The sequence below is a fragment of the Sorangium sp. So ce176 genome (assembly GCF_051519835.1).
Classification (GTDB): Bacteria; Myxococcota_A; Polyangia; order Polyangiales; family Polyangiaceae; genus Sorangium; species Sorangium cellulosum_G.
The window spans coordinates 4067619-4084310 of sequence record NZ_CP150371.1 but is presented as its reverse complement, the minus strand read 5'-3'; the positions used below and the strand labels follow the sequence as shown (position 1 = coordinate 4084310).

The window sequence follows — 16692 nt, the reverse complement described above, 5'->3', positions numbered from 1 at the left end:
TGCTCTCTCCGTCTCCGCCTGCGCCCTCGCGTCGATGCCTTCCCTCGCTCGTACCTCCGCGCCCGCCCTCGCCCTCCTGGCCGCCGCCTGCTCTCCGGCCCAGGATCCACCCGGCCGGGCGACCGATGACCGCCGCCCCGACGCTCCTGCAGCCACCGCATCCGGCGCCCCCGCGTCGCCCGACAACGCAGCCGCTTCCTCTCCCGGCTCGCCCTCTCCCGGCTCGCCCTCTCCCGGCTCGCCTTCTCTCGCCGCCGCCTCCGCCGCTCCCAAGGAGGCCACCCTCCCGGGCCAGGGCGCGAAGATCGCCAGCATCGCGATGCGCACCTGGATCTACGTCGCCCCCGACGAGCGCTCCACGAAGCTCGGCTACCTGCGCGCTGGCGCGGTCGTCGACCGGGCCGAGATCCCCGCGGGCACCAAGGGGTGCGCTGGCGGCTGGTACCGGATCGCGCCGCGCGGCTACGTCTGTGTCGGCAAGGGCGCCTCGCTCGCGCTCGAGCACCAGGTGGTCGCCGCCGCTGTGCGCGGCCCGCGCCGCGGAGCGCCCGTGCCGTACCACTACGTCATGTCGGGCTCGCCCCCGCCGCACCTCTATTTCCGGCTCCCCACGGTCGAGGATCAGCGCCGCGTCGAGGGCTCCACGCTCAACGGCCACCTCGCCCGCGCCGCCGTCGCGCCCTCTTCCTTGCCGCTCGACACGGTGCCCGCGTTCCTGCTCGCCGGCCGCGATCTCCCCAAGCCGTACGGCGCCGAGGAGAAGCTCCACTACTCCGTGCACACCGGCCGCGCCAAGGAGAGCTCCGCCTTCGGCCTCATCACCACCTTCGAGTGGACCAACCGCCGCTTCGGCCTCACCACCGAGCTCGACCTCATCCCGCTCGATCGCACCCGCCCCGCGCGCCTCAGCGCGCTTCGCGGCGTCGTCATCAAGGATCTCGACGCCGAGGGCGCCGAGGTCCCCGCAAGCGCCGCCGGCCCCACGTCCCCGCCCGGCACCGCCGCTCCGATCGCCGGCGCGGCCCCGGCCTCCCCGACGCCCGCGGTCGCCCCCACGTCCCCGGCCGCTTCCCCCGCCCACGCCGCCAGCGCCTCGTTCTCCATCGCCGAGCCCCCCGCCGACGAGCTTCCTCTCCCGCCGCCCGGCACCGACCCCCGCGTCGATCCCGACCTGAAGGGCGCGCCTGCGTTCGTCCGCGCCCACGGCGCGAGCAAGCATCGCCCATCGGCGTCGGGCCGCTCGCTCGTCGACGCGGGCCTCGCGCCGTTCCGCTCGGGCTGGGTGCTCACCGGCCGCACGCGCGGCGGCGCGAAGGGGCTGCTCGAGACGACCGAGGGCTCATGGCTCGCTGGCGACCACCTCGTCATCGCCGAGCTGCGCAAGGACCCTCAGGGGTTCGCGCGCGACGGCAAGAAGTGGATCGACATCTCGATCCGCCGCCAGATCCTCGTCGCCTACGAGGGCACGCGCCCCGTGTTCGCGGCGCTCATCTCCAGCGGGCGCAGCGGCATGGCGGATCCCGAGGAGACCGACGCCACCGTCCGCGGGTCGTTCTACATCCACGCGAAGCACGTCTCGACCACGATGGACGGCGACGACGAGGCGTCCGAGGCGTTCGACCTGCGAGACGTGCCGTACACGCAGTACTTCCACGAAGGGTACGCGCTTCACGGCGCCTACTGGCACGACGAGTTCGGCAAGGCGCGCAGCCACGGCTGCATCAACCTGGCGCCCGCCGACGCGGCCTGGCTCTTCGAGTGGACCGAGCCCGCCGTCCCGCCCGAGTGGCACGGCGCCCTCAACATCGAGGGCGGCGGCACGCTCGTCTACGTGCACGGCTGAGGCCCACGCGCACGGCTGAGGCCACGCGCACAGCTGACGTTGCCGCGAGCACGGCATCGCCGCCGTCGGGCCTCGGCCCGCTCCGCCAGCACGTCCGGCGGAGGGGCCGCGCCGCAGCTCTCCCGCGGCCTCGCTTCCCGCCTCGCCGTTACTGGCAGGAGGCGGGCATCTGCGCGCCGAGCAGGAGGCCGCGCAGCGTCGAGAGCGCCTGCCGGCCTTGCGGCGAGTTCGCCAGGCCGTCGCACGCCGAGGCCGCCGCGAGGTAGCCGCCCTGCTGCTCGGGGGGCGCCGACTTCGCGTTCTGGCGCAGCGCCGCGCAGCACTTGCGGATGCCGCTCGGGTCGCCCGTTCCGACCACCTTCTTCCCGGCATCTGCGTCCGCGACGTCGGCGTCGGCCGCGTCCGCCCCGGCGTCCTCTTCGGGCACGATCTGCGTCGTGGGCGTCGGCGTCGGGGCCGGCGTCGGCAGCGCCGGGGGCACCGGCGGCAGCTCCTCCTCCTCCTTCTTGCACCCGTTGCTGACCAGAGCCACCGCGAGGGGGAACGCCAGCGCCCCCAGAACCGTGAAGAGCCGTGTAGGTTTCATCTCACCTCAAGTATCCGATCCGCGTTTGCGTGGGAACTTCTGTTCGACGAGGAACGCCCCGATCGCAACCAACTTCCCCGAGCGCACGCGGTCATGATACCCGCCGGCTGCACGCCCTCGGCGATCCGAGCGGTCGAAGTATGGGCGTCGCGAGTCCGCTCGCAAGATCGCGAACGCCGCCGACGTCCGTCGCCTCAGGTGCGCCCCGATCTCGCCTACGGGTGCGTCCGTCGCTGCGTACGACGGCGCGCGCAGCGCGGCGTGGAGCGCGGTGACGCGCGCGGTGAGCCATGAAACGCGCGCGGACGCGCGCCCCTGGCCCAAGCGATCGCGCGTGCGCATGTCCAAATCACGAAAGGACACGCCGACCGGCCGCCCGTGGGTCACGACTCCAGCGTTCGGCCGATACGGCTGAAGCAGAAGCAACCATGAAGAGCACGCAGCACAAGGAGTGGACGAACGAACACCGATCCGCTGTCGCCAACCCCGGAGAAGACACCTCGGTCGCGTTCTCGGTGGACGCCGAGCCGACCACGGAGAGCGCCGCCGCCGCGACCTCGCCCGCGGCGCACGTCGCGGACGACGATCGCGACGCGTCCTCGGGGGTCATCGACCTGAGCGCGCTGAGGGCCGGCGAGCGCAGCGCCCCACAGGTCCTCGACGTCCTGCCGATCTTCCCGTTCGGCGAGCCGCCCGCGTCGGCTCGCGCGCCCGCGTCGGCGCAGGGCGCTGCAAGGCCCGCGTGGCGTGCCCGCCAGGCCACCGCCCTGCTCGCGGCCGCCGGCGCTGTCGTGGCCCTCACCGTGGGCTTCGTGGCGCCGCGCGCCGCCGATCCCGGGCCTCCGGCGACCGCCGGGCTCGCCGCCGCGACGCGCGCACTCGAGGCGCGGCTCCCGCGCGCCGAGCCGCCTGCTGCTGAGCTCGCCGAACGCGCGCAGCGCGCGCCCGCGCCCTCCGCGCCCTCCGCGGCGGAACGCGCGGTCGCCGGCGCCCCCGGCGGCGACCCCGGGATCGTCGTCGCCGCGCGCCGCGCCCCCGAGGGGCGCGCGCGGGTCACCGGCGCGGCCGCCCCGCAGCACGGCAAGGCCGGCGCCGCGGCGACGGGCGCCGACGACCGCCGCGCTCCCGCCGACCCTTGCGGCGGCGACCTGATGTGCGCCATGCGCCGCGCGACGGGCGGCTGATCCCACGTCGCTCCGCGGCGGCTCCTCCCGCCGCCGCGGAGCGACCGCGCTCCACGCCCCCTCCTCCGCCGCGCTGCGCGGCGCCCCATCGCCGCGCAGCGCCCCCCGGCACCGAGCAGCGGCCGATCAGCGGCTCCCATCGCCGGGCGGCTCAGACGCCGGGCGCCATCCCGGCCCGAGCCCGTTCACGCGGACGCCGAGCTCGATCCCGTCGGCGAGCCGGCGTGCACGGCGATCGAGTCGAGCAGGCGGTTCAGGTCGAACGGCTTCGCGACCGACGCGCACGCGCCCACCTCGCGCGCCCAGGTGCCGGCGTCGACCGCCGCCGTCATGACCAGGATCGGCGCGCGCGGGCCGGGGCACGACGCATACGCGCGCGCGAACCCCCAGCCGTCCATCACCGGCATGCGCATGTCGAGCAGGATGAGGTTCGGCCTGTTGCGCTCGAGCAGCGCGAGCGCGGCCTCGCCGTCGCTCGCGGAGAGGACGTCGTAGCCCTCCTCCAACAGCGTGATCTCGAGCATCTCCCGGATCTCCTGGTCGTCGTCCACGATCAGGATCTGCTTGCGCCGTTTCACGCGGCTCCTTTCGGTTTGCAGCTTGGCTCGGGGCTCGTCGTTCGCCGTCCCCTCCACCCCGGTTCCACAGTACCCGTCTGCCACGATATCCCCCCACAGGGCCGCTCGCCTGCGATCGTCACCCCAGGCAAACGATGTCACGCCCGCCTCCCTCGTCGCACGCAACAAGCGCAATCTCGACCGCACGCCCGTTCGGGTCAGACGCTCACGAGCGTGGACGCGCGCTCGCGGGCGCGGACGACGCGCCCTCGCCGTGGGCCTCCATCCTGGGCAGAAGCGCGGCGTCGAGCTCCGTCTTGCCCTCGATCGCGAGCCGCTCGATCGCGCTCGCCGCGCGGAGGATGTCGCCGGACAGGCGCCCGATCGCGAGGCCGCCCGTGCCGTCCGGCACGCACGCGAGCCGGGCGTGCGCCTTGCCGAGCAGGCGCACCGCTCCGGACGGGCTCTGCATCCGCGTGAGCTTGTGCATGGCCGCGGCGACGAGGATGAGCCCCTGGAGGAACGCCTTCCGCACCGGGTGCGGCTCGTCGCGCCACCCGACCTCCCAGCGCTCGTGCGCCTCGAAGAACAGCCCGGCGCGGTAGGCCTCGAGCCCGCTCTGGACGATCGCTTCGAGCTCGGCGTCGGGGGATGTCATGGCGCGGAGGCGGCGGGACGGGTCGAGGGAACGTAGCACGCGGGCCGCCGAGCCCCGCGCTCCGTCCCCGCGGTGCTACGCTCCGCGCGTGCAACGGTGGATCCTCGTCGCGGTGATCGTTGGGCTCCACCTGCTGGCGTTCTCGATCGGCCTGTTCCTGCGCCGCCGCAGGCAGCGACGCCGCGCGCACCGCTGACGCCGCGGCGGCTCCCCGGCGCACCGCCGCGCGGCCTCGCCGCGCTCAGCGCGCGAGCAGGCTGCGAAGCCGGTCGAGCGCCGCGGGGTGCGCCCGCACAGCGAGCCGGCCGCCGTCGTCGCCGTACTCCTCCGAGAGCACGCGCGCGTTCTCGTAGATCTCTCCGATGAGGCTCTGCTTCGCGTACGGCAGGAAGAGCTCGGCCTCCACCATCGACCCCTCGAAGAAGGCGATGATCGACTCGCGCAGCGCCGCCACGTCGGCCGGGGTCTTCGCCGAGAGCAGCGTCGCCTCGGGGAACTCGAGGCGCAGCGCGTCCCGCTCGTCCTCCGGCACCCGGTCCACCTTGTTGAGCAGGAGCCGGCTCGGCACCTCGTTCGCGCCGATCTCGGAGAGCACGCTGCGCGTCACCCCGAGCTGATCGCGGAACGTCGGATCCGACGCGTCGGCCACGTAGAGCAGGAGCGACGCCTCGAGCGCCTCGTCCAGCGTCGAGCGGAAGCTGGCCACGAGATCGTGCGGCAGCTTCTTGATGAACCCGACCGTGTCCGAGACGAGGATCCGCGGGCGCACCTCCGGGTGGAGCGCGCGCACCGTCGTGTCGAGCGTCGCGAACAGCTTGTCCGCGACGAGCACCTCGCTGCCCGTCAGCGCCCGCATCAGCGACGACTTGCCGGCGTTCGTGTAGCCGACCAGCGCGACGCGGCGCTGGCCCTGCCGGAGCGCGCGGCGCGTCGACTGCTCGCGCTGGACCGACGCGAGCTCCTGCTTCAGCTCCGCGATCCGGTCGCGGATCTTGCGGCGATCGAGCTCGAGCGCGCTCTCGCCGGCGCCCTTGCCGCCGATGCCGCCGCGCTGCCGGTCCCCGCCCCCGCCCGTCTCGCGCAGCCGCGGCGCGACGTAGTTGAGCCGCGCGATCTCCACCTCGAGCTTCGCCTCGCGGCTCCGCGCGTGGCGGTGGAAGATCTCGATGATCACGCCCGCCCGGTCGAGCACCTGCGCGCCCGTCGCGCGCTCCAGGTTGCGCGCCTGGCTCGGCGAGATGTCGTGGTCGACCGCCACGACCGTCGCCCGGCGCGCCGCCTGCCCGGCGCCGCCCGCGCCGGAGACCGCGTCCCCGTCCTCTTCGTCCTCGCCGTCGTCCCCGTCGAGCTCGCCGTCCTCGTCGTCCTCGCCGCTCTCCGCGGCCCGGCGCGCGCGCGCCTTGTTCTTCCGCTCCGGCGCGCCCGAGGGGACGACGCCGGTGCCGCCCGTGAGCTCCGCGAGCTCCTTCAGCTTCCCCTCCCCGAGCACCGCGGCCGCCGCGAGCGCGCTGCGCCGCTGCGACACGGTCGCGATCACGTCGAAGCCGAGCGTGTGCACGAGGCGGCCGAGCTCGGCGAGATCGGCGGCGTGCTCGACGTCGTCGACGCCGGGGAGCTGCACTCCGACGAGCACAGCGAGAGGACGTTCCTGGTTGGTCGTGGTCATAAGGTCGCGTGCGAGGGCGTGAGCTTCGCCTCATCCGCCGCCGGGACGCAAGCAGCCCGGCGGCCCCGGGCGGCTCACCTCGAGCGCGCCGCCTCGCGGTGGAGCCGCGCGAGCTCGATGGCCAGCGACGCGACGCGACCGAGCTCGGCGGCGGCGCCCATGTCGTCCTGCCGGAGCTCGCGCTCGACCGTCCACAGGCTCAGCAAGCCGAGCTTGCGGCCGCGCGCCGCGAGCGGCACGACGATCGCCGAGCGGGCGCCGAGCTCCCGCAGCGCGGACAGGTGCTCCGGACCGCGCGCGACGCGCTGCAGCCAGGGATCGGTCACCAGCGGGACCAGGGTGACGTCCCGGCGGGCCGTCGCCTCGGCCAGCGGGCCGGTCTCGCCGAGGAGCAGCGGCGGGTGCTTGAGCAGCCTCGGCAGGAGCGCCCGCGCCTCGGGCAGGCGCGCGGCCGCGACGAGCCGCGGGAGGCCGCCGCCGTCGTCGAGGTCGAGCGCGCAGAGGTCCGCGAAGCGCTCGCCCGCGAGCCGCACCACCTGCTCGACCGTCGCGTCGTGGTCGAGCGACTCCGTCATCAGCGCGCTCGCCTCGGTCAGGAGCTCGCGCGCGCGCTCCGCCTTCCGGATCTCCGTGACGTCCTCGACGACCATCACGGCCGCGGAGATCCGCCCCTCCGTGTCGCGCACGGGCGTCGCGCTGAAGCTCCCCCGCCGGCGCTCCCCGTCGGCCCGGAGGAACTCGAGCTCCTCGCGGACGACCGTCTCGCCGCCGTGCAGCGCCCGGGAGAGCAGCCAGCGCGCGCGCTGGTCGTCGTCCGTCTCGCTGAGCAGCGTCCGCAGCGGGGCGTTGCTCGGCGTCTCCTCGTGGCCGCGGACGATCTCCGCGAGCCGCCGGTTGCTGAGCGCGAGGGTGCCCGACGCGCCCTCCGCCACGGCCACGCCGACCGGGAGCCGCTGGATCGCCGTCTCGAGCCGGCTGCGCTCCGAGGCGAGCTGCTCGCGGAGCTGCGCCTGGGTCGCGAGCGCGGCCGCGCGCTCGGCCGCCTTCCGGAAGAGCAGCCGGTCCCCCTCGGAGAACTCCGCCACGCGGCGCGAGCTCACGACAGCGACGCCGACGAGCCGCCCCTCCGAGAGCATCGGCACGCCGTAGAGCGCGTGCAGCGCGTCGCTCGGGCGCTCGCCCTGCGCGCCCGACTCGGGCCCGGCCGCGCCGCCGCCGGCGTCGGTGGCGAGCGGATCCGGCGCCGCCGAGCGCAGCGCCACCGGGCGGCGCTCGCGGACCACGCGGCCGATGAACCCCTCGGCGAGCCGGTACGCGCGCAGGCCCCACAGCGCCTCGTCGACGCCGATCGCCGCGCGCATCCGCAGCACCTCGCCCTCGATGAGCAGCATCACCGCCCAGTCGACCGACCGCGCCGACTCGAGGAGCACCTCGAGCAGCCGCCGGAGGAGCCTGTCGATCTGCACGTTGCCCATGCCCTCGGCCGAGACGCGATCGAGCGCGCCGAGCGCGCGCTCGCGCGCCGCCGCGCTCCGCGTGGCCGGATCGATGATCACCTGATCGAGCGCCTCGTGCAGGACGGTCAGCTCGAGCCACGACGGCTGCGTACCGGTCCGCTCGAGCGCGCGGAGCACGCAGCGGCGCAGCACCGAGTACTGCGCGGTCACGTCCTCCAAATCGAACCCGTCGCGCAGCCGGTCGAGCACGCGGAAGCCGAGCAGCGGCTCGGGGAACTCGGCCGCGAGCGACTCGACGCCGGTCCACGAGTCGCGCTCCTCGTCGCCCTCCGGCACCCCCGCCGCGGACACGGCCGCGTCGAGGCGCTCGGCGATGCGCTCGAAGACCGACGGCAGCTCCTCGCGCAGCGCGAGGTACCCCGGGGACTGCTCGCCCGGCGCGCGGCGTCGTTCTGCGCGCTCCCACGCCTCCAGGATCCCCGCGCCGTGGGCGCGGAGGAATGCGGCGAGCGGCGACTTGGGAAGGTCTCTAGGGGCCATTCACGCGCTGGCCGGAGCCAAGCCACCGTCAGTCTACGTCAGCCCGCGATGACGTAGATCCAGAAACGAACCCGATCGCGTCCTGCCCGCCGGCTCCCCCGGGGACGGCGCCGCGGCGATCCAGATCACCCCGGCCGATCGCCCCACCGGCGTTCTTCCATAAGCAGTTATGAAGAGGAAGCGCTCCTTGGAGCGCCCCGCAGCGCGCCGCCTGTCAGGCGGCGGCCGGCGCCGGGCCCCCGCGCCCCTGGCGCGCGCAAGAGCGCGCCCGAGCCCGCCTCCGCGCGAGCGCGCCGGCGAGCGGGAGCGCGAGCCAGATCGCTCGGCCCCCGGACGGCGCCGCCGGCTGCGCCCCGGCCGCGCCGATCTTGCACCCGCACCCGTCCGCCTCGCCCGCGGGCGGCGGATCCGATCCTCCGCCGCTGCCGCTGCCGCTGCCGGTCCCGGCGTCACCGCCGCACTGCCGGGAGTCGATGGTGAGCTCCGTCGCGCCCCAGAGGTCGGTGCACGTCGACGCCATGCCGCTGTCGGGCGCGCACTCGAGCGGACCGCAGAGCCCGTCGAGGTGCAGGAGCGCGGCGAAGGTCTCTCCCTCGTCGATCGAGCGGCCCACGGTGAAGCCGTCGGTGAACTCGTCGCCGCAGGCGAAGATCCCCTCGGCGGTCCAGGTCAAGCACCGCGCGCCGACGTCCGAGATCTTCTCGAACGCGAGCGAGCTCGCCGGCGCGCGCCAGATCCCGTCCTGGGGGCCGCCCACGATCACGCTCCCTCCGTCCGGCGACAGCGCGAAGCCGAGGAGGTTGCCCTGGCCCTCGAAGATCGTGGCGAAGGTCTCCCCGCCGTCGTGCGAGGCGATCAGCGCGTCGGCCGGCTCGCCGTCGAGCCGCACGTAGACTGTGTCGGGGTCGGCGGGATCGACCGCGCCCAGGTACGGCAGGCGCCTGTCGTTGCTGTCCGGGATGTCGAGCCGCGTCCACGTCGCGCCGCGATCGTCGGTCCGCTCGAGCGCCCCGGCGTAGTCGGGCGCGCCGAAGCGGCCGCTCACGTACACGCGCTCGCGGCGCGAGGGGGCCGCGTCGACGGTGTGCGCGAGGAAGTCCTCGGGCAGGTCCACGCCCGCCTTGGTCCAGCGCTCCGCGTTGTCGCTCGTCTCCCAGAGCTGGGTCAGGAAGCGCCCCGACCCGAGCCCCGTGCTGACGACGAGCACGGCCCGGGACGGGTCCTCGCGGTCGGCCGAGAGGTCGATCACGTAGCGGTCCTGGAGGTCGCCCGCGGCGAACGACCAGTCGCAGCCGCCGTTCCTCGACGCGCTGAGCCCGTCGAACACGCCCGCGATGATCGTACCGTCGGCGAGGAACGCCACCATCGGGTCCTCGTTGTCGCCGAAGCCCACGACAGGCTCGCAGATCCAGCGCCACTCCTCGCCGCCATCCTGCGTGGCGAGCAGGCCGTAGGTCGCGCGCACGATCAGGCGCGACGGGTCGCTCGGGTGGGCCGCGATCTGCCCCGCGGCCGGGAAGCGGCCGTTGGCCGAGGCAGGCGCGGCGACCGCCGCGACCGAGAGCAGCGCCGCGGCGGAGGCCACCAGGGCACGGCGCCGCGGCGCGCTCGTCCCGCTGCACCTGCGGCGCGCGCAGGACGTCTCCTCTCCAAGATTTCGCACGGGGCGAGAGCCTAGTGCACCTCGAACTCGAATTCCGCCTCGTCGATGAGGGACGCGTCCAGGGCGCGGAGCTGCACGTCCCAGAGGCCTCCCATCGAGAACGCGACGTCGGCCACCTCGTAGAGCCCGGGCTCGATCTCCTCGCCGTCGCTCGTCGACGCCCCGTGGGCCATGCCGAGCATCATGGCGTGGGCGCGGAGCCTGATCCGCTTCACCGGATTCCCCGAATCGGCCCAGGTGAGCCGCACGTGGAAGGTGTTCCTGCCTTGCGCGAGCGGCGCCGTCGGCTCCACCGCGAACTCGATGCGCCCGTTCCGGCCGATCCCCATCCGGCTCCCGGAGTCCTCGCCCGCGCGCGGCGCGCCGCAGCCGTGGAGCGCGAAGAGGGCGAGCGCCGCGAGCGCCGCGCCGCGGGCCCGCGCCGCGCGACGACCCGAGGGCACGGCTGTCGGCGGACGATCACGAAGGTCAGTCATGTCTCCCCCACACGTGACGAAGGCCAGCGGACAGGGCGACGAAGGCGCCCTCGTTGCGGCCGATCCCGGCGATGGGCAGGTCCGCCTGGAGGTTGCCGACGGCGGTCCAGCGCGCGCTGATGTCGTACGCCAGCACGGCGAGCAGCGCCGTTCGCTCGCGCACCTTGCTCCCGATGAGGTGGCGGTCCTCGCGCGGCGGCCCCTCGCGCTCGTAAAGGCCGCCCGCGGCGAGCGAGACCCCGGAGGGCCACACGGGCCCCGCGGCCACGAGGATCTGCGCGCGGTCTCCGGGCGCGATCCGCTCGCCTGTCGGTAGACGGTAGCTGGTGCGGACGCTGACCGAGGCGGCGAGCAGCGCCTGGAACGAGCCCCACGATTTCTCGAAGAGCATCCCCGGCCGGACCTCGGCCACGCCGAGGCCTGTCGCGTCGACGCCGAGCGGATCGATCGCGGCGTCCTGGGAGCTCCCGATCGGGATGGACGCGCCGACAGTGAACGCGGCCGCCGGGATCCACGGCGACAGGTGGTCCTCGACAACCGTGATCCGTCCTGCGGCGCTGACGTCGCCCAGCCCGCCGCCCGCGGAGGACGCGCCGTCGGCGGACCCGCCCCACGCGCCGATCAGCGGGACGGCGACGCCGACCTGGAAGCGCTCCCTGACGCGCACCATCCAAGCGGCCTCGGCCCTCAGCTCGCGGCGGTAGACGCCCTCGCCGGACGGCGCGAAGTCGCGCGCGGCCGTCCACGCCCCGATCTGCTCCGTCATCCGGAGGGAGAAGGTCGCGGCGGCGCGCTCCGAGGGGGCGAGCCACTGCGCGGCCCCGTGGCCCGTCCCGCAGCAGGCCGACGCGCGCGCCGGCGTCGGGGATGCCACGAGCGACAGCAACACAGCGGCGCAGGCGAAGGCTCTGGGCAGCACGGCGCTCCTATAGGCGTGGCCTCGACCCCACGACAATGCGTCATGTTGTCGCGCGGGCAGCGCCCGGCGCGGGTCGGGTCGCGCCCCCTCGAGCGCTCCATTCCGTCGAGCGCGCCGTCCGTGTCAGTCAGCGCGCCGTTCCGGTCGCGCGGCGCTCAGCTCGCGAGGGTCTGCCGGTAGACCTGGACGTAGCGGCGCGCGGGGCGGTCCCAGCCGAGGTCGAGGCGCATGATGCGGCGCTGGACAGCGGGCCAGCGGGGCGAGGTCAGGGCGCCGAGCGCACGCTGCACGCCGCCGAGGAGCGACGTGGCGGTCGGCTTGTCGAACAGGAACCCCGTGCCCGTCTCCAGGGCCGCGTCGAGGTCGACGATCGTGTCGACGAGGCCTCCGGTCCGGCACGCGATCGGCGCGGCGCCGTAGCGCTGCGCGTAGAGCTGCACGAGGCCGCACGGCTCGAAGCGCGACGGCACGACCACGAGGTCCGCCGCGGCCATGAGCCGGTGCACGACGGCCTCGCTCACGCCGCCGAGGAACTTCGCGCGCTCGGGCGCCTTGGCCGCGGCCGCGGTGAGCTTCGCCATGAGCTCGGGGTCGCCCTCGCCGGCCACGACGACGCTGACGTCGCCCTTCAGGATCTTCGGCATGGCGCTCGCGAGCAGGTCGCTGCCCTTCTGCGCGACCACCCTGCCGATGGACACGAGCAGCGGGCGATCCGGCCGGATCTCGAGCCCGATCTCCTGGAGGAGAGCGCTCTTGCAGCGGCCCTTGTTGCTCACGTCCTCGGCGTCGTAGCGCGCGATGATGGCCGGGTCCGTCATCGGGTTCCAGACGGCGTAGTCGATGCCGTTCACGATGCCGGTGAGCTGGCTCGCGCGGGTGCGGAGCACGCCGTCGAGCCGCTCGCCCTGCTTCGGCGTGAGGATCTCGTTCGCGTAGGTGGTCGAGACGGTGGTGAGCGCGTCGGCCGCGAGGATGCCGCCCTTCAGGAAGTTGAGCTGGCTGTAGAACTCGAGCCGGTCGGGCCGGAAGTGGTCGTCGTCGAGGCCGAGGTACGGGAGCGTCTCTTTCGGGAAGAGGCCCTGGTGCGCGACGTTGTGGAGGGTGAGCACGGTCCGGCCGGGCACGGACTGCTGGTGGCGGAGCAGGTACGCCACCATCGCGGTGGGCCAGTCGTGGGCGTGGACGATGTCGAACGGCGACCCCGACCGCGCTCGCTGGCGGACGAGCTCGACGACGGCGCGGGAGAACAGCGAGAACCGGCGCGCGTTGTCCTCGTAGTCGCGCCCGTCCTCGCCGTAGATGCCGGATCGATCGTGGAACCCTGGCACATCGAGGACGACGAGCTCCACGCCCGTGCTGAGCCGCCCGTCGAAGAGCGTCACCGGGATCGGCCCTGGCGCGATCTGCGGGTCGACCTCGAGCGGCATCGGGGTGAGGCGGCGCGCCATCATCAGCCCGCTCGAGTCGAGCGCCCGGTAGCGCGGCAGCGCGATCGTCACCTTGTGGCCGAGCAGCCGGAGCGCCTTCGAGAGCGACGACACGACGTCAGCCAGCCCGCCGACCTTGACGATGGGCGCGATCTCGGAAGCAGCGAAGAGGATGTCCATGCGGGCGCCGTGTGTAGCACGAACCGGGGGGCGCACGGGGCGGCTTCCGCACATCGGGGGCGGGCTCCTCGCCGTCGCGCGCGTCCTCGTCTCGGGCATCTCGGGCGCGGTCGCGCTTCCCCGCGTGGCTCGGGCCGCGCATCGCCGCCTCCTCGACCGGACCACCGAGACGGCGGCCGAGCGGGGAGCCCCGCGCGCCGTCGCCCGCGTGCCAGCGTGCCAGCGTGCCAGCGTGCCAGCGCGCGACATGCCCTCTCGTGCCGCCTGTCCCCCGACGTCACCCGGTCGTCGCGCGCATGCCCGCAGTCGGACGACAGCCGAGAGATCGACCGCCGAGAGATCGCGTCGCGCGCGCGTTCTCCGTGCCCTGACTGTCACACGAACGCAGCAGAGCGCTCTGCGCGCGACGCCGGCCTCCGGCAGAGCTCGCTGGTATACGCGTTGCTTGGCTGGCGCTCGCGGTGTTGCCCCCGGCCATCCCTGTCGGGATGCCTCTCCGCTGGATCGCTTCGTTCGAGGGAATGGCTGATGTCTGTATCAGGTGAGGCGGCGCTGCGTTCTTCAGCGACCGAGGAGGATGATGCGCTGGCCCTGGTGATCGCCTGGTCCGCCGCGGAGCCGTGGCGCGTCGGCGAGGTCGCGTTCTTCACGCGCCTGGATCGCCCCCAGGTGCTCGGGCACATGCCTGCGCCGGACGGCGACCGCGCCGCGCGCGTTCGGTTCTTCCGGCAGCGCCCGGGTCAACTGGAGCCGACGTCGCCGCTCAGGGGCCCAGGCATCTCGAGCGGGGAGCTCAGCGTCCGCCTCCTCGGCGACGGGCTCCACGTCGAGCGCCAGGGCCCCTGCCCGGCGCTGTTCCGAGGGGCGCCTGTAGCTCGGTGCGTGCTCACGCCGGGCGACACGCTGCTCCTCAAGGACGAGCTCCTGCTCTGGTGCACGAGGCGCGCGCGCTCGCTCCCGCCGCTGCGACACTTTCCCGAAGCGTGCGCCGGCAGCTTCGGCGACGCGGACGCCTTCGGCCTCGTCGGCGAGAGCCCCGCCGCCTGGCGGCTGCGCGACCAGGCGGCGTTCGCGGCGAGATCGGACCTGCACACCCTGATCCTCGGCCCGAGCGGCGCCGGCAAAGAGCGGGTCGCGCACGCGACGCACGCGCTCTCCAGGCGCGCGGCGCGTCCGCTCGTCGCGCGCAACGCCGCCACGTTCCCTCCGGGGCTCGTCGACGCGGAGCTCTTCGGGAACATCAAGAACTACCCCAACCCGGGCATGCCTGAGCGGCCGGGCCTCGTCGGCGCGGCCGATGGCGGCACGCTGCTCCTCGACGAGATCGGCGAGCTGCCGTCGAGCATCCACGCGAACCTCCTGCGCGTGCTCGACGCGGACGGCGAGTACCAGCGCCTCGGCGAGGCCGCCGCGAGGCGCGCCGATGTCAGGCTGCTCGCCGCCACGAACCGGCCGCCGGAGGCGCTCAAGCACGACCTGCTCGCGCGCATGACGCTGCGCCTCACCGTGGCCGGGCTCGAGGAGCGCATCGAGGACATCCCCTTGTTCGTGCGTCACCTCCTCCGGCGCGCCGGGGAGAGGAGCCCCGATCTCATCCGCCGCTTCGCTCGGGACGAGAACGGCGACTACTGCGTCTCGGGCGAGCTCATCGAGCACCTGCTGCATCGCCGCTTCACGACCCACGTGCGTGAGCTCGATGGCCTGCTCTGGCAGGCGATAGCCGACAGCCCGGGGAGCATCGTCACGCTCCCGGGGGGGCCTGACGTGCTCCTCGGCGGCCAGGACCGCCGGCGCGCGTCGGGCCATCCACCCCCGTCCCAGCACAGCGACGCGCCGCGCGATCAGCGCGCGCGCTCCTCCGAGCCGACGACCGAGGAGATCCGCGCCTGCATCGCCCAGGAGGAAGGCAACCTGGCGCGCGCTTCGCGTGCGCTCGGGCTGACGAGCCGGTATGCGCTGTATCGCCTGCTCAAGAAGCATGCGATCGACGTCGCGGGGCTGCGCGATGGCCGCTGTTGCCCTGCGCGTGGGTTCGCGCGCGCCCGGTGACCGCTCGCCCGGCGCCTGGCGATCCCGCGCGACCCGAGGAGCCTTCCGGGCGACGGTCGCGCGCTCGCGTCGGCTCGTGTCGCCTGCACGTGCGTCGCCCCGCTTGCCTGGGCGACGCACGTGCTCGGCGAGCTGCAGGCGGGCCGGCAGCAGCTCGGCTCGACGAGCTGCTGCCCGACGGCGACGGCCGCGTGGCTACCAGATCGCGGACGCGAGGACGGCGGTGACCACGCTACGGTCGTGGGGACAAGCGGCTTCGTAACCGGCTCTGTTGGCCTCGAAGACGTCGATCAGGGAGTCGAGGCCGGAATCGCCGTATCGGAGCAGCACCAGCCGGGCGAGCCGGCAAAACTCCTCTCTGGTCTGCATCTCGGCCATCGAGCGCGCTTCATCGTGGAACGGGCTGTCGGGATCGTCCTTCGACAGGAACGTCTCATAGTCGCCCTGAAAGAAGGGGTCGCCGTGTTCGATGGAAGCTCCGGACGGACAGATCGACGACTCTTCGTTGTCCTCGTAGGTGCCCGTGATGAGCCCCTTGATGGTCGCAGTGGAGCCGGCCGGCGTCACGAGCGGCACCCGCGACTCGCTCGGCAGGTTGATCGTGAACGAAGAGGGCAGCGAGTTGGTGAGAACCATCATACCGCCGATCGTGGTCCCGGTCGCGACCCACGGGAACTCAAAGGCGTTGTGGTCGAGGAGCGGCATCGACGGGTAAAACGCTTCCACCCAGTTACTGTGCGCGAAAAAGTCCTGTACGGTGTGCGTGATGGTCCCGAACGCCTTCTTCGCGTTGAGACCTTGACGGTTCATGGGGTCGAGCGCAGCCACAACGGTCTTGTAGCGCTCGCGTACGCTGTCGAAGGCCTCCTGGATCCGGCAATTGTCGACGTGGTACTTGCTCTTATATTGCGTGGATCCGCCGTCAGTGTCCTCGTTGTAGTCGCCGACCTCGTCCGCGACATCCTCCGAAAGGAAATTGAGCGCGGCTTCCGTGATGTCGTTGTGGTCGACCCCGAACCACCCCCAGCGAAAGTGGTCGTGCGTCCCTGCGACGGGCTCTTCGTTCGGCTCGATTTCTCCGCCGCAAGCGCCAGTGAGCAGCAAGGCGCAGGCGGTCAGTATGGGGTACTTCACGATGGGCTCCTTTCGTTTGTCTCATGAGGAAAGACGCAAGTCGCGACTGCCTCACGACGAGACGCGGCTCGACTCGCGCCTGCGACGTGCTGCAGTCACTTCGTCGGCTCGACGGCGCCGCGTGCGTCCGCAAAAAACAAGCTATTCGCATACCGGGCGTGGCCGCGCCGTGCTTCGGCGCGACAGTTCTGAAGAAACGCAGGGTTCGTACGGATGTGGGGGGGGGGTGGCGCCGCGGCCGCCGCCAGGCCGCTGGAATCCGCGCGCGACGCGCGTTCATCGCGTCACGCTCGTCTCACGCTCGGAGCAGGCGGCGTTCCGGAGAGCCCCTCGGCCCGGCCAGGCCAATTACC

Annotated in this window: 14 protein-coding genes; 4 read left to right on the top strand and 10 right to left on the bottom strand. The window is 73.6% G+C overall.

Annotated features, from left to right (window positions below):
• Positions 1-319: 319 nt before the first annotated feature.
• Positions 320-1843 carry a L,D-transpeptidase gene (locus tag WMF42_RS15375; RefSeq protein WP_437692668.1) on the top strand — a complete coding sequence of 508 codons (1524 nt, stop codon included), beginning with the start codon at positions 320-322 and terminating at the stop codon, positions 1841-1843.
• A gap of 148 nt (positions 1844-1991) precedes the next feature.
• On the opposite strand, the gene WMF42_RS15370 is transcribed toward WMF42_RS15375, so the two are convergent.
• Positions 1992-2429 (bottom strand): acyltransferase, encoded by a 438-nt coding sequence (locus WMF42_RS15370; RefSeq protein ID WP_233561314.1) that lies wholly within the window; start codon positions 2427-2429, stop codon positions 1992-1994.
• A 428-nt stretch (positions 2430-2857) separates the two neighbouring features.
• Between WMF42_RS15370 and WMF42_RS15365 the strand changes: the two genes are divergently transcribed.
• Positions 2858-3613 (top strand): hypothetical protein, encoded by a 756-nt coding sequence (locus WMF42_RS15365; protein WP_437692666.1) that lies wholly within the window; start codon positions 2858-2860, stop codon positions 3611-3613.
• 185 nt (positions 3614-3798) lie between these two features.
• Here the strand turns inward: WMF42_RS15365 and WMF42_RS15360 are convergent, their stop codons facing one another.
• Positions 3799-4191, bottom strand: coding sequence for a response regulator (locus WMF42_RS15360; protein WP_061606261.1), 393 nt, complete (start codon positions 4189-4191; stop codon positions 3799-3801).
• Between the two features lie 205 nt (positions 4192-4396).
• Positions 4397-4828 carry a DUF309 domain-containing protein gene (locus tag WMF42_RS15355; protein ID WP_061606260.1) on the bottom strand — a complete coding sequence of 144 codons (432 nt, stop codon included), beginning with the start codon at positions 4826-4828 and terminating at the stop codon, positions 4397-4399.
• Positions 4829-4916: 88 nt separating this feature from the next.
• Here WMF42_RS15355 and WMF42_RS15350 point away from each other — a divergent pair, with 88 nt between their 5' ends.
• Positions 4917-5024, top strand: a complete 108-nt coding sequence (locus WMF42_RS15350) for an LPXTG cell wall anchor domain-containing protein (RefSeq protein ID WP_155798089.1) — start codon at positions 4917-4919, stop codon at positions 5022-5024.
• Between the two features lie 45 nt (positions 5025-5069).
• On the opposite strand, the gene hflX is transcribed toward WMF42_RS15350, so the two are convergent.
• From hflX to glgA, 6 genes are all read right to left on the bottom strand, one after another.
• The gene (gene hflX, locus WMF42_RS15345; protein ID WP_061606258.1) at positions 5070-6494 is read right to left on the bottom strand and encodes a GTPase HflX; all 1425 of its coding nucleotides are present in this window, start codon (positions 6492-6494) and stop codon (positions 5070-5072) included.
• A 74-nt stretch (positions 6495-6568) separates the two neighbouring features.
• The gene (locus WMF42_RS15340; RefSeq protein ID WP_061606257.1) at positions 6569-8491 is read right to left on the bottom strand and encodes a GAF domain-containing protein; all 1923 of its coding nucleotides are present in this window, start codon (positions 8489-8491) and stop codon (positions 6569-6571) included.
• A gap of 214 nt (positions 8492-8705) precedes the next feature.
• Complete coding sequence (locus WMF42_RS15335; protein WP_437692663.1) at positions 8706-10154, bottom strand: WD40/YVTN/BNR-like repeat-containing protein; 1449 nt, start codon at positions 10152-10154, stop codon at positions 8706-8708.
• A gap of 11 nt (positions 10155-10165) precedes the next feature.
• Positions 10166-10630, bottom strand: a complete 465-nt coding sequence (locus WMF42_RS15330; protein WP_061606255.1) for a FixH family protein — start codon at positions 10628-10630, stop codon at positions 10166-10168.
• Entirely contained in the window at positions 10623-11549 is a 927-nt protein-coding gene (locus WMF42_RS15325; protein ID WP_061606254.1) for a hypothetical protein, read from the bottom strand. Before WMF42_RS15325 ends, WMF42_RS15330 begins: the two co-directional genes overlap by 8 nt.
• 155 nt (positions 11550-11704) lie before the next feature.
• Complete coding sequence (glgA, locus tag WMF42_RS15320) at positions 11705-13156, bottom strand: glycogen synthase GlgA (protein ID WP_061606253.1); 1452 nt, start codon at positions 13154-13156, stop codon at positions 11705-11707.
• Between the two features lie 528 nt (positions 13157-13684).
• On the opposite strand from glgA, the gene WMF42_RS15315 reads away from it, so the two are divergent.
• On the top strand, positions 13685-15205 hold the full coding sequence (locus tag WMF42_RS15315) for a sigma 54-interacting transcriptional regulator (protein WP_437692660.1): 1521 nt from the start codon (positions 13685-13687) through the stop codon (positions 15203-15205).
• A gap of 195 nt (positions 15206-15400) precedes the next feature.
• On the opposite strand, the gene WMF42_RS15310 is transcribed toward WMF42_RS15315, so the two are convergent.
• On the bottom strand, positions 15401-16339 hold the full coding sequence (locus tag WMF42_RS15310; protein WP_437692658.1) for a hypothetical protein: 939 nt from the start codon (positions 16337-16339) through the stop codon (positions 15401-15403).
• Between the last annotated feature and the right edge of the window lie 353 nt (positions 16340-16692).

Bases quoted from the DNA above. Each gene is read 5' to 3' on its own strand.
- WMF42_RS15375 (WP_437692668.1), top strand. From the start codon at position 320: ATGCGCACCTGGATCTACGTCGCCCCCGACGAGCGCTCCACGAAGCTC.
- WMF42_RS15370 (WP_233561314.1), bottom strand. From the start codon at position 2,429: ATGAAACCTACACGGCTCTTCACGGTTCTGGGGGCGCTGGCGTTCCCC.
- WMF42_RS15365 (WP_437692666.1), top strand. From the start codon at position 2,858: ATGAAGAGCACGCAGCACAAGGAGTGGACGAACGAACACCGATCCGCT.
- WMF42_RS15355 (WP_061606260.1), bottom strand. From the start codon at position 4,828: ATGACATCCCCCGACGCCGAGCTCGAAGCGATCGTCCAGAGCGGGCTC.
- hflX (WP_061606258.1), bottom strand. From the start codon at position 6,494: ATGACCACGACCAACCAGGAACGTCCTCTCGCTGTGCTCGTCGGAGTG.
- WMF42_RS15340 (WP_061606257.1), bottom strand. From the start codon at position 8,491: ATGGCCCCTAGAGACCTTCCCAAGTCGCCGCTCGCCGCATTCCTCCGC.
- WMF42_RS15330 (WP_061606255.1), bottom strand. From the start codon at position 10,630: ATGACTGACCTTCGTGATCGTCCGCCGACAGCCGTGCCCTCGGGTCGT.
- glgA (WP_061606253.1), bottom strand. From the start codon at position 13,156: ATGGACATCCTCTTCGCTGCTTCCGAGATCGCGCCCATCGTCAAGGTC.
- WMF42_RS15315 (WP_437692660.1), top strand. From the start codon at position 13,685: ATGTCTGTATCAGGTGAGGCGGCGCTGCGTTCTTCAGCGACCGAGGAG.